The organism is Stenotrophomonas sp. GW821-FHT09E08, from assembly GCF_059416125.1.
Genome location: NZ_JBWKOO010000007.1, coordinates 13,432 through 28,272, shown reverse-complemented (window position 1 = coordinate 28,272; position 14,841 = coordinate 13,432). Strand labels below are relative to the sequence as shown.

At 61.4% G+C, this 14,841-nt stretch carries 13 protein-coding genes; 5 read left to right on the top strand and 8 right to left on the bottom strand.

Annotated elements, in window-relative coordinates; genetic code table 11:
• Positions 1-10 precede the first annotated feature (10 nt).
• Together AC07M7_RS10855 and AC07M7_RS10850 are read left to right on the top strand one after the other, a co-directional pair.
• Complete coding sequence (locus AC07M7_RS10855) at positions 11-571, top strand: hypothetical protein (RefSeq protein WP_495207377.1); 561 nt, start codon at positions 11-13, stop codon at positions 569-571.
• A 114-nt stretch (positions 572-685) separates the two neighbouring features.
• On the top strand, positions 686-1,492 hold the full coding sequence (locus tag AC07M7_RS10850) for a toll/interleukin-1 receptor domain-containing protein (protein ID WP_495207376.1): 807 nt from the start codon (positions 686-688) through the stop codon (positions 1,490-1,492).
• A gap of 32 nt (positions 1,493-1,524) precedes the next feature.
• Here AC07M7_RS10850 and AC07M7_RS10845 read toward each other — a convergent pair whose 3' ends face one another.
• Together AC07M7_RS10845 and AC07M7_RS10840 are read right to left on the bottom strand one after the other, a co-directional pair.
• Positions 1,525-1,893 carry a hypothetical protein gene (locus AC07M7_RS10845; protein ID WP_495207375.1) on the bottom strand — a complete coding sequence of 123 codons (369 nt, stop codon included), beginning with the start codon at positions 1,891-1,893 and terminating at the stop codon, positions 1,525-1,527.
• Between the two features lie 543 nt (positions 1,894-2,436).
• The gene (locus AC07M7_RS10840; protein ID WP_495207374.1) at positions 2,437-3,360 is read right to left on the bottom strand and encodes a LysR family transcriptional regulator; all 924 of its coding nucleotides are present in this window, start codon (positions 3,358-3,360) and stop codon (positions 2,437-2,439) included.
• A 96-nt stretch (positions 3,361-3,456) separates the two neighbouring features.
• On the opposite strand from AC07M7_RS10840, the gene AC07M7_RS10835 reads away from it, so the two are divergent.
• The 3 genes from AC07M7_RS10835 (at position 3,457) to AC07M7_RS10825 (ending at position 5,691) form a co-directional block, all read left to right on the top strand.
• On the top strand, positions 3,457-4,296 hold the full coding sequence (locus tag AC07M7_RS10835; RefSeq protein ID WP_495207373.1) for a type 1 glutamine amidotransferase domain-containing protein: 840 nt from the start codon (positions 3,457-3,459) through the stop codon (positions 4,294-4,296).
• A 98-nt stretch (positions 4,297-4,394) separates the two neighbouring features.
• Positions 4,395-5,132 carry a hypothetical protein gene (locus tag AC07M7_RS10830; RefSeq protein WP_495207372.1) on the top strand — a complete coding sequence of 246 codons (738 nt, stop codon included), beginning with the start codon at positions 4,395-4,397 and terminating at the stop codon, positions 5,130-5,132.
• 79 nt (positions 5,133-5,211) lie between these two features.
• Positions 5,212-5,691 (top strand): hypothetical protein, encoded by a 480-nt coding sequence (locus AC07M7_RS10825; RefSeq protein WP_495207371.1) that lies wholly within the window; start codon positions 5,212-5,214, stop codon positions 5,689-5,691.
• An 89-nt stretch (positions 5,692-5,780) separates the two neighbouring features.
• Here AC07M7_RS10825 and AC07M7_RS10820 read toward each other — a convergent pair whose 3' ends face one another.
• The 6 genes from AC07M7_RS10820 to otnK form a co-directional block, all read right to left on the bottom strand.
• The gene (locus AC07M7_RS10820; RefSeq protein WP_495207370.1) at positions 5,781-8,978 is read right to left on the bottom strand and encodes a zeta toxin family protein; all 3,198 of its coding nucleotides are present in this window, start codon (positions 8,976-8,978) and stop codon (positions 5,781-5,783) included.
• Positions 8,979-9,326 carry a hypothetical protein gene (locus AC07M7_RS10815; RefSeq protein WP_495207369.1) on the bottom strand — a complete coding sequence of 116 codons (348 nt, stop codon included), beginning with the start codon at positions 9,324-9,326 and terminating at the stop codon, positions 8,979-8,981.
• Positions 9,327-9,949: 623 nt separating this feature from the next.
• Complete coding sequence (locus AC07M7_RS10810) at positions 9,950-11,323, bottom strand: M1 aminopeptidase family protein (RefSeq protein ID WP_495207368.1); 1,374 nt, start codon at positions 11,321-11,323, stop codon at positions 9,950-9,952.
• A 155-nt stretch (positions 11,324-11,478) separates the two neighbouring features.
• Complete coding sequence (locus AC07M7_RS10805; RefSeq protein WP_495207367.1) at positions 11,479-12,660, bottom strand: calcium:cation antiporter; 1,182 nt, start codon at positions 12,658-12,660, stop codon at positions 11,479-11,481.
• A 293-nt stretch (positions 12,661-12,953) separates the two neighbouring features.
• Positions 12,954-13,340 (bottom strand): glycine zipper 2TM domain-containing protein, encoded by a 387-nt coding sequence (locus AC07M7_RS10800; RefSeq protein ID WP_136638682.1) that lies wholly within the window; start codon positions 13,338-13,340, stop codon positions 12,954-12,956.
• A gap of 129 nt (positions 13,341-13,469) precedes the next feature.
• Entirely contained in the window at positions 13,470-14,753 is a 1,284-nt protein-coding gene (gene otnK / locus AC07M7_RS10795; protein ID WP_495207366.1) for a 3-oxo-tetronate kinase, read from the bottom strand.
• Between the last annotated feature and the right edge of the window lie 88 nt (positions 14,754-14,841).

The following is a 14,841-nucleotide window of genomic DNA, read 5'->3' as shown; positions in this document are numbered from 1 at the left end:
TGCCAGCATCATGGATTGTCTAACCTTCATTGCCAGCATTATTAAGTCGTTAGCTTGGCCTGTGGTAGTGGCTATTTCTGTGCTGGTATTTAAGGGTGAGATTGTGAAAATTGCGCCGAAATTGAGGAAAATTAAGGCAGGCCCGGTTGAGGCGGAGTTTGAGCGTGATGTCGAGCAGCTAAAGCTCGCTGCGCGCACATCAGGTGATTCAATTGCAGCTCAGGAAGTGGATACCGCATCCAAAGATTTTCTGATTCAGCTTGCGCGGCTTCATCCGCGATCAGCAATTCTTGAATCATGGATTCGCGTGGAGGCTGCGGCTAGGATGGTGCTAAAAAGAAAAGTGCCATCTGCGGTAAAGAGTAGTTACATCCCCGCAGCAAGGTTGGCTGAGCCACTTGCTCAAGCGAATATAATTACGGAAGGTCAGGTGGCCTTATATCACGAGCTTCGTCGCTTGAGAAATGACGTGACACATGCGGTAGATTTCGAGCCGTCGAAGAGTTCAGCATTTGCGTACATTGATCTAGCCGCATTTCTGCAGTCGCACTTGGAAGGAAGTGCAAGCTGAGAGCTATTTGTCCGGTGTTGCAAGGCTTGATCTCTTGCTTGGTTGTCTTCTGTCTTTCCAGGTTAATGGTTGTAATCAATAGGTATTTTTTACTGGTTGAGGGGTGTTTGCCAAATGGGTAATAGGATCTTCCTTAGTCATAATTATTATGACAAGCCGGTGGTCGAGCCGATTGCAATGAAATTGGCCGAAATATTTGGGCGGAATGAAGTCTTCTATGACTCTTGGTCGATTAGTCCTGGTGAAGGAATTATTGATCAAATGAGTAGAGGGCTCGAAGCTCCAGAGTTTGTTTTTTTCTTTGTATCTGAAAGAAGTCTTGCAAGTGGCATGGTGAAGCTGGAGTGGCAAAACGCTTTGTATGCGGCGACGAAAGGTACTACACGAGTTGTGCCGATTAGAGTCGATGATAGCGATATGCCCGCTGTGCTAAGGCAAATATTGTTCATTGATATGTTCACGATAGGGGCCGATGCGGCAATTTCCCAGATCGTTGGGGTTATTCAGGGCGGTGTGTCATTTGCTCCTGAACATCGTGAATTCTCGAATCTTAGTAATTCGAGAATCTTGTTGGCGGATGGCATGATTGAGATCACTATTGAAGCATCCCATTTAATGGAGCCAAATCCAAATTTCGCTTTCCCTGTGGTCAATGAGCAACATGAAGTTGGGTGGTGGATCAAGGGTCATCCTGCCATCCATAGTGAGTTTAGAAAGAAGGCGTTTGAGATGAGTGGGGGAGGGGTGGCTAGTGCAGTGATAATGCGCCCGGTTGTCGGAAGCCTCGCCCCTAGGCATCCACTTACTTTTCAGTTTCGGCAATTGACCGAGAGTGGGTTGAACATCATTGGAGTACTGCATGATCAAGGAGGGAATATCTGGAAGCCGGTCCCTCCTAAGTCGAATTTAGTTAATTCATAATGAATTTTGGTTGCGCGTTCGGATTTTTCGTGTCATCGGTCTAGCTGCTCCGGCCTAACCTCCCGGCACGCCCACTCAATCAACCCTCGGCAAGCCAGAAACAACCCATCAACAACCCCCTCATCCAGATGCCGCTCCGGGTCCGCTGCCACGCGGCAGCGGTCCGCCGCATGCAGCAGCTCCAGCACCGTCAGCGCTCCCACCATTGCGCGCTCGCTCTTCGCCAGACTCACGCGGCGGCCGGGTGATACGTCGGTTTCTGGCCAAGGGTGCCCATCAGCACCTTCGCAGCCGCGCATGCGCTTGAGAATGCCGAGCAGGGAGTTCAGGTCGGGCAGGGGAGTGTCGTCGTTGATGGGCTCAACAACGGTGTACGAAGAGAAGGTGTCGGATTCGTTCATGGCGTCGGCTTCCGTGGCTGTGCTTAACAGCGCCACCGCGTAGCGGGGTGGCGGACGATGCGTGGCTGCAAACCGGACGATAGTTGTCAGTACCCGGCGGACCCGAAGGCCCCCACGCACCGCCCGCCAGAAAGGCCGACGGATTACCCGCCGGCACCGGTTAAGGACGGTGCCGACGGGTAAGCGTAAACAACTAACAGTTCGGGTTTGCAGGCCCGGCCACCCGTTGTCGGTGGCGCGCCATGGTGTTTACGCCGCCGCTTCGAATGCCAATAGAAATTCCCGAAGGAATCTCTGAATCCGAGAGCGAAGAACTATTGTTGCACGCGCCCTTCGTGCAGCACGCGACGCCACAAGACGCATTCGTGCAGATGCTCTGCTGATTGCGAATCAAAGTGGCGCAATCGCCCATGCCGCAAGCGCATAGCGCGACGGCGTTCTTTGCAACAGTTCTTAGCCCGCAGCGAATGGCAACGCTGTTTGATTAGCCGCACCGCCCGAAGATCGGGCCAAAGCCGACATCGCCAGGGACCATCGGAAACCTCAATCAACGCCGTCCGCGATGTCCGACGCATTCCCCACCAGCAACTCGATCATCGCCCGCGCCGCTGCCGACTGCCGCCGATGCGGCGCAAAGATCACCGAGAACGGCCGCGACCGTCCACGCAGTTGCGGCAACACTTCCACCAACTGTCCACGCAGCAACCGCTCGCGCACGATGAACTCATAGCTCTGGCAGATGCCGATCCCCTGTTCGGCCAGCGACACCACGCCCAGCACATCGTCGGAGGTCTCGATGGACGATCGCGGCAGCCAGTCCACGTCGCGCCCGTCGTCGCGGAAGATCCACGGCGCCAGCCGCCCGGTGCGCGGCATCACGAAGGGCAGGCACAGGTGCTGCTGCAGGTCGTCCAGCGTCTGCGGCGCACCCCGGCGCCGCAGGTAGTCCGGCGCGGCCACCAGCAACAGCGGCGCGTCTTCCAGCTTGCGCGCCACCAGCCCGCTGTCCGGCAGCTGGCCCAGGCGGATGGCCAGGTCGAAGCCTTCGGCCACCAGGTCCACGTTGCGGTTGGTGATGTTCAGTTCCACCTGCACCTGCGGGTACTGCTGCGCAAAGCGCGCCAGCACGGGCGGCAGCCGGTAGTGGCCATAGGTGGAGGGCACGCTCAGGCGCACGCGGCCGGCCAGCGCATCGTCCTGGGCCAGTACGTCGCGCTCGGCGTCGTCCAGCAGGCCGAAGGCGGTGCGCACCTGTTCCCGGTAGAGCCGCCCGGCGTCGGTCAGGCCCACGCGGCGGGTGGTCCGCTGCAGCAGCTGGCGGCCCAGCCGCGCTTCCAGACGGGTGACCGCGCGGCTCAGCACCGAGGGCGTGGTGGACAGCGCCACCGCGCCGGCCGTGAACGAGCCGTGCTCGACCACCGCCAGGAACACCTCCACGTCGCCCAGGTAGTCGAACTTGCGGCTCATTTTGCTCTCCGGGGAACAGATGTTTTGCGATGGGGCCAATTTATCGCCGCTGGGGCGATGAATAAAGTGGCGGCCATTCCCCGATAGGAGCTCCCCATGAACCTGATGACCCGGCTGGCCGCAGCGCTGGCCCTGACCCTGGCCGCCAGCGGCGCGCATGCCGCCAACGTGCTGGTGGTGCTGTCCGACGAAAACCACCTGGACCTGAAGGACGGCAAGGTGCTGTCCACCGGCTTCTATCTCAACGAGCTGATGCAGCCGGTCAAGCTGCTGCTGGACGCGGGCCACGAGGTGACCTTCGCCACGCCGCAGGGGCGGGCGCCGACGGTGGATGCGTCCTCGGTGACGCCGGCGTACTTCGGCAACGATGCTGCGCAGTTGAAGGTGCACAAGGATCTGTTGGAGAAGCTGGCGCTGACCTCGCCGACCGCTTCCCCGGTGGTCAGCCTGGCGCGCATCGAGCAGCAGGGTTACGCGCGTTTCGATGCGGTCTACATTCCCGGTGGCCACGCGCCGATGCAGGACCTGCTGAAGAGCCCGGCGCTGGGCCGGCTGCTGGCCGACTTCCACCAGCGCAACAAGACCACCGCGCTGGTCTGCCACGGGCCGATCGCGCTGCTGTCCACGCTGCCGGATGCAGATGGTTTCGTGGCGAAGCTGGAGGCGGGTGCGATGCCGGCTACGCCGAAGTGGATCTACAGCGGCTACCAGATGACGGTGATCAGCAACCAGGAAGAAGAGCAGGCCAAGCCGCTGCTTGGCGGTGGCGGGATGAAGTTCTACCCGCAGACTGCGTTGGAGCGGGCGGGTGCGAAGTTCAGCAGCAACGCCACGCCGTGGACTGGGCATGTGGTGGTGGATCGCGAGCTGATTACTGGGCAGAACCCGGCTTCTGCGCTTGAGGTGGGGCGGCGGTTGGTTGAGCGGTTGAAGTAGGGCGGGTACTGCATCGCATGCGGTGCCGTGGCACCATGGTGGATCGGCTTCGTTCTTATGGGCGAGGCCGGTTACCCAGGGAAGCCATTTACTACGACATGCGAACGTCCGTCCTCTTTATTCTCTCCGCCCTTTGCCTGACCCTGCTGTCTGGTTGTGCCAGCGGGCCGGAGTATCACCATTACAGTCGCGAGATCACCAGTGCCTTCGTCGCGGACGACGGCAAGCTGTACCTGTTGCCTGTCTATGAAGAGCCAATGCGCTTCGATGCGGCGCCGTTCCGTGATTACCGCGCGCTGATGGACAGCCCGCTGCGCGAGGCCGTGGTCTGCGCGCAGATGTACATCCGTGAGGACTGGCGCGTGCCAGCCGACAGGACCAAGGTGCATGGCAGCTACGCGCTGCTGCTGCGGCCGGAGCAGGTGACGCCGGAACAGGCGGCGCAGTTCAAGCTGGAGCGGTTGGAGATCAGCCCGCGGGTGGCCAAGGCCATCGACGAGTTGACGCGCCGACCGTACATCCTTGAAGCCCGGAGCCGCTACGAACTGGCGGCCGACCCGGACTGCAATCTTTCCAGGAAGGGCGGCAGCTATTACAGCGCGCTGTTCGAGAGTGATGGCGAGCGGGTGCAATTGCCGGACGCTGCGGCGCTGGCCGCGAAGGCGAAGCTGCCGCAGTCGATTACCGCGCGGGCTGAGCGGATCCGGCCGGACGATACGGACAAGCCGGGGGTTGGGACGGCGGCCGGAAAGGTGCTGGGTGCAGCGTTGGTGCCGGTGGCGGTTCCGGTGTTTGTGTTGAGCCTGCCGTTTTTGGGGCCGGATCATTGGAAGTGAAAAGGCGTTGAGGGAGAGTCATCCACGCATGGCGTGGATCTACTTGGGCATCGCCTGAAAGTTCATCCTGGAGATCTGTGTGCCCAGCACGCTGGAAACTGTTTTGAAGACCGTAGGCTTTGTTGTCCTTGCGGCACTTCCGTTGGTGATCCTTTGGTTCATCCTTCGGCAAATGTCAGCGAGAGCCCGTTCGGCGTTGGGATCAGGGTTGCGTTTGAATCCCCCGCGCCGGATCTCCGGCACGTCCATGACCTTGGTGATGGTGGATGGGAAAGAGGATCGGGAGCACTACTTCTTTGATACAGAATGCTTCTACCTGCAGCGGGGCCCGGTACCCACGGCAGTTCCGCTTTCGCAGATCACCTCAGTCACTCGAACGTCCGACGTCATCTATGCGCGCTATGTCTGGCAGGTATGCTTCAGCAGAGCATCGGGTAAAAAGTGCGTGACGTTCACCAACAACCTGACGCTGTTCAACCGCGACTTCCTGCTCTTTCTGGAGGCGGTGCGGAAGGCAAACCCGCTCGCGACCGTTGAGCGAGCGAGTCTGTTCTTCTGATTGTGCGGCGATATCAGTGGCGCCGATTGGCAAACAGAGGGGCCAGGAGGGTGGGTTGTTGCGAATGATCTCGCACGTGTCTTGCCCACTCAGCCCATGCTGGCGGCGCGGGCCTGAATATCGTGCTGCACGCGCTGATCTTCCAGCTGCTGCTCAAGTTGGTTGGCGATGGCACGTTGATGCGCTTCGCGGCTGACGGCGTCGAACTGCTGCATGGATTCTTCGACCGAGGTCTGTGCGGCCAGTTCAGTCGGCATCGCGGCGCGCTGGTGTGCGGGGTCGCTGGGCTCGCCCTGGACTACGAACAGGGTGTGACCGGCGGGTTTGTCTGCCGTGGCATTGCTCAGCAGTACGTGGTCGACGCGGTCCAGGTCGTTGTCCTTTGCCAGCACCAGCAGGCTGGCAGTCATGCGCTCGCTGGCTTCGTCGAACGTGCGGCCGTGCTTTGCATCCAACGTGGCTACGCCTTCGCGCACCTGTTGGTAGAGGGCGTGATCGGGATGCTCAGGCTGGGTAGGCAGCAGGGGGGCGGGTGGCGCTTTGAGTTCGCACTGGGCCGTTGCGCTTGATGGTGGTGCTGCCTCTGTTTCGACGGGTGGTGGCGTGTAAGGAGGCTCGTGCTCCGAGACCTTGGGCGCGGCGTCTGTTATCAGCGGGGGCACAGCGGGCTCGGCTGCTGCGAGGGGGGCTGGAACGTCTGGCTCAAGCTGGACTGGCGCTGGTGTTGCTTCGGCTTCGTGGAGACGAGCAGTAACAGCCACTTCGGTCTGAATCGACGGGGTCGGGGAGTGGGTGTGAGTTGCAACGGGCTCCTGCGCAGGAGCGGGGTGCCCGACATCCGACGTAGATGATGCACTCACTTCTGGCTGTGCGGGAGATCGCTCAGCGGAGGGAATGCCGCGTGACGGCACAGGGGCTGCCGGCATCGGGTGCGCAGGAGGATTTGCCTCGGTATGCGCTTGCCGCTCGCTTGACTCATCCGGTGCAGGTTGCGTTGCAGCGGCCGCGATCGGCTCCCGTCGTGGTCCTTCGCGGCGAGCCGGTTCCTGCACGGATTCCACACGATCCGAAGGCGTCGGCGCTGCAGGCGCAGGAGCGCGATGCTCCTGTACCAAGGGTGATGTGTTGGGCGACAGTGCAGCGCGTTCAGCGCTGTGCGCATCGATCACGGCTTGTGGCGTCAGCCGTTCTTCGGCGTGCTCGCCGCGAACCTCAGCCACGGCAGCGGCGGCAACCTGCTGCGCTTGCGGTGCAGCGACACCCAGTCGATTGGCTTCCTGCATGGCCTGGTCGCGGGCTTCGCGCTCGTTGACGGTCAGTGCCTCGATACTGCGTTCGTGGGCGCCGGGTACGGGCGCCTCCATCTGTTGGATGGCGCGGATCTGCGAGTAGGTTCCGTTCAACTCGTCGCGGATGTTGCCCTCGGCCAGCGAATCGTAGATCCAGCCGTCATGCAGCCACTCACCATCGCCCTGATGCTGATAGGTGCGTCCATCGGATGCCAGTACGTGATCGGGATGGTCCCGGGCCCAGATCACTTCATCAGGAATCGCTCCGTACTGGGACCAGCCCTGTGCGGTGTAGGCCTGCTCGTACTGCTTGGCAAAGGCCGTCGAGCTTCGGGCGGCGTTGAAGGCCATGATGCCCTGTGCGGCTTCATCAAGCTGGGCCGCCTTGGTGGCGTCGGCTACTTCGACTGTGGTGTTCTTGATGCCGTGTTCGAGGACCTGATGGACGACCTCGCGCCGCCATTCGCCGGTTTCCGGATTGCGCTCCCAGGAGCGTGGCAGTGCGCTGGGTGTATCGCTGGCGTCGCCGGCGATGCTGAAGGGATTGATCGGTTGATCAGGCTCGGACAGCCGCAGCCCGACGGCCCGGCTTGAGGCCTGGTAGTTCAGTTGCTGGGTCAATTCGGCATCGGCGGTCAGCTGCGTGGTCGCGCCGTAGATCGGGCGATCGGCCAGGGTGCCGACGGAGCCCACGATCTCCCGCTGGCTGTGCATCCAGCCCTTTTCGGGATGCGCCGGGTCAAACGTCCAGACCCTGCCGGTGCTGTCGGCCTGATTGTTGATCTGGTACTTCTCGATCCAATCTACGATCTCACTGCCACCCCAGGCGCCTAACCCGCCACCGATGATGCCGGTGACAATGGCGCCGGGGCCGGACTCGATGCCCAGCAGCGTACCGACCTTGGCGCCCACTGCCGCGCCGGTCCAACCGCCGACGCTACGTGCTCCGAAGTCCAGCAGCGCGGCTCCCGCGCCCGCCCGGTTGTCGCGCGCGTATAGTTCGGCAATCTTTGTTCCTTCCGTGGCGGCTTCAACGACCGTCGCTGCGCCGCCACCGATGACGGCGCCCCGCACCATGTTTGGACGCACGCGGATGGTGTGGTCGATGCCGCCTGCTTCCTGGATGTTGGGCGTTATACCTTCAACAACCTTGAGCGTTGCGCGCTCATCGAAAACGGCTGCCGCTGTTGATGGACCGACCTTTTCGTTGAGTGGCAGGGTGTCCGTAAGTTCGGCGTGCCAACGGCCTTGTGCGCGCCAGCCATCGCGCAGTGCTTGGGTGATTCGAGGGTCTTTCAGGCGAGCTTCGCGTTCGGCTTCCAGCGCTGCACCCGGTGGGCGGCTATCGCTATGGCTGTCGTAGACCTGAGCGCCTTCGCGTCCGTAGAGCCGAATCTGGATGCCGGTCTCGGCCTGGACCTTGTCCAGATTTCCGGGCAGGGCATCGTAAACGTGTTTGCGCACGTCTTCGGGGACATAGCGGCCGAAGCCTCTGTTATCCAGAGAGTTGGAAAAGCGGGCATCCACGCCAAGTTCACTTTCCAGCCGATGCGCCACGACGCCTCGAATCTCTACGTCGTAGCCATTCGCCTGAAGGTCCTTGATCAATGAGACCGCGCTGTCACCATTGCCAAGCGTGGTGTCGAGGATAAGATTCCTATGCCCCTCTACTGCTGCCGAACGAAGCTCCTTGGCCCATTGGCTGGCGTCTTCATGTGTGTGGCCGGCCCACGTGTACGGGTGCTGCTGGCGCAGGAGTCGAGCATCAGGATGAGCGCCGCGAAGCTCGTCAGGATCGACCTTTACAACGTCATCGGAAAGCTCAAACTCAACAGCGGTGACCAGTCCACCCTTACCCGCGCCAGGTTGCCCGGCCAGAACGATGGCTCGAGGCATCAGCTGGCTTGTGACTTGGTCCAAACGAGATTCCGGAAGGATGACATCCCTGAGGCGAGCAGAATGTTCCTCTGGACTCAATCGCGGATGGGGAGTATCCACTTAGGGCTGTTCTCCCGATCCCTTGAAATACTCGTATAGTTCATGGAGGCCTTTCATTCCGCCGTTGCCGGAGCGCGCTCGGAACATTAGTTTGAATTTATCGTCAGCCGCTGCAATGGATTGCGTATTACCGGATGCCCGAGCTGCAGTCAGCTCACCTTGAGCGTCATTGATGAATCCGTCGAGACAGTCCTCCAACTTCCACACTGCATCCTCAAATGGCGGCAGGGACTTTATGCGTCGGTTGCTCACCGAATTGAGCGCTTCCTGCAGGCTCTTGATGTGCTCTGGGTAGTCTCTGAGCATCTCTCGAAGCTTCGCCGGAACGGGAGGGTGGGATTGCGGCATGGTAGGTACCTATTCAGCGGCCTGACGCGCTTCCATGAGTATCTGCACTTGTAATGGCAAGTTCAATGCCCCCATGGCCATTCGACTATCAGAAGGTTCCGCTAGTCGCCTCTTGAATGAAGCTCGATGTACTTCCTGAGATCGCTGAGTCTGACCATGCCAATGTTGCTGGATATCGCAAAGGACTGAGCTTTTCCTTTTATTGGGACTGTGCAATTGCCTTCGGGTCGCCTGAAGCTTCGGCAGTTGCTAGTTCACCTCGTGCTTCGGCGAAATAGCCTGTGAAACAGTCCTCCAATAACCATACTGCGGCCATCAAAGGATGGGGCGTAACTCTGTCGCCCATGGCTCACTGAAATGAGAGCTTGCTGTAGCTGTTCGATGTGCTCTGGATAGTCCTTGAGCATTTCCCGGAGCTTCGCCGGAACAGGAGGGGAGGCGAAAGCCATGACTGCCACCTCTTTTGAATATCCATGCGGATTCGAGAATATCCGTGCATGCCTCGGCGAGTCCAATGTCATTTGCGACATCGATAGGGTGCGTTGGCACCGTGCACTTGGACACGGATCTGAATGATTCAGATGTGCGGACGTTAAGGGGGGGGAATGCACGCGTGGCGTGGGTCAACAGCTTGACTTGCCACCTGCCACACAGCTTGCCCGCCAATGCTCCCAGACCTTGGCATCGATGCCGGCCTTCATCGCAATGCCTTGCAGCTCCGCCCAGTTCCTCGGCGAAGGCGAGGCCAGCAGCCCACGCATGAAGGCCTGCATCTTCGCTTCGCCCACCTGCTTCTCCAACGAGAGCAACAGCAAGGGGGCATAGACGTAGCGATACATCTCACCCAGATCCGAGTTGCCGTCGATGGCATCGAACGCGGGCAACGGCTTGTCCTGCTTGTCGATGACCGATTGCAGTCGCGCGATGTAGCGATCCGCCGCGGCATCGCCACCGATCTCCCGCAGCGCCTTGATCGACAGGAATTCAGCGCTGGATTCCAGCAGGACCCAGAAGTAGGGGCCCTGCGGACGGTTCAGCGTGCCGAAGTAGTAGTGGCCCATTTCGTGGGCGATGTACTGCACGCGCCGCTCGGCCTTCTCGCCACCGGCCAGCAGTGAATCGGCCACGTTGCCGATGCTGCCGCTCATGGCGATGGTCGGCCAGGTGGCAAAGCCCCATTCGCTGCCCTCGCGGTCGCGCTCGATCTGGTTGAGCGTGACCATGCGCAGGAAGGTGGGGCGGTCGACCAGTGGTACGCCCAGGTAGCGGCTGTGCACGTCGGCGATCTTCTGCACCGTGCTGGACAGTGCATCGACCTTCGCCGTGGGCAGGGTCTCGTTGAGGATGGTGACCTGCGCGGTGCGGGTGATCGGGCCGCTGCCGCCGAACAGCAGGATCGGACGCGCGTTGTCGCTGCGGAATCGACTCTGCGCACCTTCGATGGCCGGGCTGCCGTTGAGATACAGGAAGCGGCAGCCGGCGCAATCCACCTGCAGGTCGTAGCGGCTTTCGCTGCTGCGCACGCGGGCCTTGGGGTCGAACGCCTGCGGCAGCCATGCGGACTGTTCGGTGAAGCGCGCGCTGTCGCCGTTGAAGGCCATCAGGCCCTTGAAGTCGGTTGGGGCATCGTGCCGGGCGTAGACCGGGAAGGCGCCCACATACTGCACGCAGAGCGTGACGGGTGGCTTGGCCACGGTGTACACGCGTGCCTCGCCATCCACGCCGGGGGCGTACCAGCCTTCGAAGTCCAGCGGCGTGCCATCGGCATCGGTCACCCGCGCGACGTTCAGGCCGGAGTTGAGCACGAAGGTGCCGAGCGAATCGGCAGGTCGATTGGACACGCAGACATCGCCTTCCACGCGGCCGGTCGCTATATCCACCCGCACGCTGCCGGTGGTGAGTGGTGTGGCCGGTTGCGCGGGCGGCGCAGCCAGGCTGGTGGCAGGGGCGAGCAGTGCGGCAACAACGGCGGGCAGCAGGGCCTTCCAAGGGTTCATCGGGCCATCCATGGTGGAGTGCGTTGACTATAGCGCCAACGCAAACCCACCCGAATGCCGGCTAGCCACCCGGACATGTGGCTCTGGCGGAATGCCGTGGCCTTGGGCAGGGGGCTCGAACGGTATGTGCTCCCTATGGAGCACGTGCGATGCGGTTACGAATGGAACAGCAGTAGGCCGAACAGGCAGAACACGGAGATGTGCAGGAAGCCTTGGATGGGAGACGTGCGCTGGCCGTTGAGTGTCTGTGCAGTCAGGAACAAGGTGATCGCCAGCAGCGCAACTTCCATGTCCGATATGCCCATGATGACCTGCTTTCCGGTGAGCAGGCCAATGACCAGGATGGCGGGCACGGTAAGCCCCACGGTCGATACGAAGGCGCCCAGGCAGAGATTGATGGCCCTTTGCATTTCATTGTTCATCGCTGCCTTGATGGCGGTGATCGACTCCGGAGTGAAGACAATGATGGCGATAAGCACGCCACCCGCTGCGGCCGGTGCGTTAAGCGCGGCGATGCCGTAGTCGGTGACCACTGCCAGGTGGTGCGCCAGCAACACGATAGGCAGGATCAGACTGACCAGAAGGATGGAACGCGCCAGCAGGGTACGCCGGGTAGCCGCGCTCACCGGAGCCTTCGGCGTGGCCGGTCCGCGGAGCTCTCCACGCATTGCCGGCATGACCATCATCTGCCCAATGGGCGGTTGGATGAAGTAGTGCCTTCGGCTCCTCATCTGCATCCAGAGGAAGACGACGTAGACAAATACGGTAATGGCCGTGATGCCTATCGCCTGAGCATTGGTGAAGGTGTTCCCGGTGCCGGTGTACTTCGGCAGAATCAGCGTCATGCCGGTCAGTACCATGATCATCGACAGGTAGGTAATGGCACCCTGTGCGTTGTACTCCTGATCACCATTGCGGGCGCCACCGATGAGGCAGGCGCCCAGTACCAGGTTCATGATGATCATCATGACCGCGAAGATGGAGTCGCGGCCAATAGTCGGGTTGTCGCCGGGACCCAGCAGCACCGAGACGATGAGTACGACTTCAATGAGCACGATGGCAAGTGTGAGGATCAACGTTCCGTAGGGCTCACCAAGTGCCTCGGCAAGATGATCGGCCTCGCCGACCACGCCGAACGATGCGGCCAGGATCGTGGCGAATAGTGCGAGGAAGATTCCGCCCGCGATGGCCGGTGTGAGTCCTGCTCCCATCCAGCCCGGCCCCCAGAGCGTGAACACGACCACGACACTCCATGCGCCAAGCAGCAGGGCGATGCTGCGTGGTGGGAGAAGCGAAGATATGGGGTGATGTGCCTTGGCACTGTTCTTTCTTGTCATGTGATGGTCGTGATGCCCGGTGACAGAGGTGTGGCGCGCTTCATCGTCGGCACAGACGCCTGACGGAGTGGTTGTCCTGCTCGCAGGAGGTCGGGCGTGGACAGCTGCCTAGCATCGTGTCTGCCTGATTTCCCGCCGGTGTTGATTGTTCTGACGGCGCAGGCAGGCTAGCGTGAATGTGCGCTGCATTCAAAAAAATCACATTTGTAATCTTTGGCACGATGTTGCTTGCAGAGACGGCCAGGAATCTCCCCGGCCGTCTGTTACACCTTTCACGTCGGCCAGGAACACCACTAGCGCCCGTGGTTGCGTTGCCGCTGGCTGTGGCCCCGGCCATGGTGGCGGTTGCCGTAGTGGCGATCGCGCTGCCAACGGCGATCATGGCCACGGTCATGCTGGCTACTGCGGTAGTCGCGGCGATCGTAGCGGTCATGGCGACGATCATTGCCATGCGACGTGGACAGGTTGCCGATGGCACCGCCCGCTACGGCGCCGCCGACGGTGGCTGCAGGGTCGCCGTTGGAGAGCATGTGGCCCGCAATGCCGCCTACCACCGCACCGGCGATGGTGTGCTTGTCCTTCTTTGACAGTGCGCTGGCATTGCCGGCTGCCGCGATGCCAGCAAGCAGTGCCAACGTTATCGCCAGACCACGGAAGCGGGGCGCGGAAGTACTGGTCATGTTCGGATCTCCTGGGAGGTGTGTGCCACGTTGGATGGGGAGTACGCAGGCACCCGGTTCCTGCAGGTATGACGCTGGTGACTCAACATTGTCGGAACATTGCCCTGGCCCGAGGCCCGCTGCGGGTATTCATCTGGCAGCCGGAAGAATGGGCTCGCAGCCCAACGCTTTTAGGAAGAACTCCGGTGAGCCGAAATTGCCGGATTTGAGCGCGATGCTGATCGACGTTCCCGCGATTGCCGAATAGCCGGTGCACCAGGGAACTCCGGGGTCGATCTGCTCGCCGACCTGGAACTGTTCAAGCCGAAGCGCCTGTACGACGGCGCCGGACGTCTCGCCGCCAGCCACCACCAGCCGACGCACGCCGCGCTTGACCAGGCCGCAGGCGATCCGGGCGATCTCGGCTTCGATCAGGGCGCCAAGCTGTCCTGTGCCGTCCTGGGCCTGTACGCGGCGTACATCCTCGGGAGATGCGGTTGAATAGATCAGAGCAGGCGTGTGGCCGGCATGCTGCATGGCCCAGCGCAGGGCTTCACTCGCGACGTCTTCGCCTGTGGCAATGCGCAGTGGATCCAGCGCAAGCGCAGGATGCCCGGCGGCGATGAACGTGGCGATCTGCCCACGTGTGGCTTTGGAGCAGCTTCCGGCCAGCAGGGCGCACGGTCCCGTTGCGCGCGCGGGCAGTGCGGTACCTTCGGGCTGCAGGTTCCAGTTCGCGGGCAGGTGAAGGGCAATTCCGGACGCCGCGGTGATGAGTGGAAGATCCTTCAGTGCCGGTGCCAGCCGTTCAAGATCCTGGTTGTCCAGGGTATCGACGATGGCGATCTCCACGCCCTCTGCCTGCAGTCTGCACAGCGCCTCGCGTATGGCTGCGCTGCCACCGGCGATGATCGAATGCGGTAGCAGCCCAACCCGCCGCTGGGTCTGCGCACCGAGCACGCGCACGAGGTTGGCATCGGTCATCGGCGTAAGCGGGTGATGCTGCATGCCGGACTCGCTCAGCAGCGCGTCACCCACGAACAGATGCCCTTTGAACACCGTGCGCTGGTTGTCCGGAAACGCGGGTGCAGCGATGGTGAACTCCGCACCCAGGTACTGCATCAATGCGTCGATGACGGGCCCGATGTTGCCCTGCGGTGTGCTGTCGAACGTGGAGCAGTACTTGAAGTAGAGCTGATCTGCACCCTGGGTGCGCAGCCACTGTGCAGCGTCAAGCGACTGCTGGACGGCGTCGCTGGCGGGTACACTGCGCGTCTTGAGCGCGATGATGACTGCGTCGGTAGCTTCCCGGAGGGGACTGTCGGGCACGCCGAGTGCAAGCACCACCCGCATGCCGGCACGTACGAGGTTGTTGGCCAGGTCGGTGGCACCGGTGAAATCGTCGGCGATTCCGCCGAGTTTGATGCGTGGCATGGCCGCACCGCCGGAGATTCCGTCGGTGCGATTGGAAGGGGCGTGGCGCATGTTGAATGGGACTCGGCAGAGGAGGGACCTTCTGGGC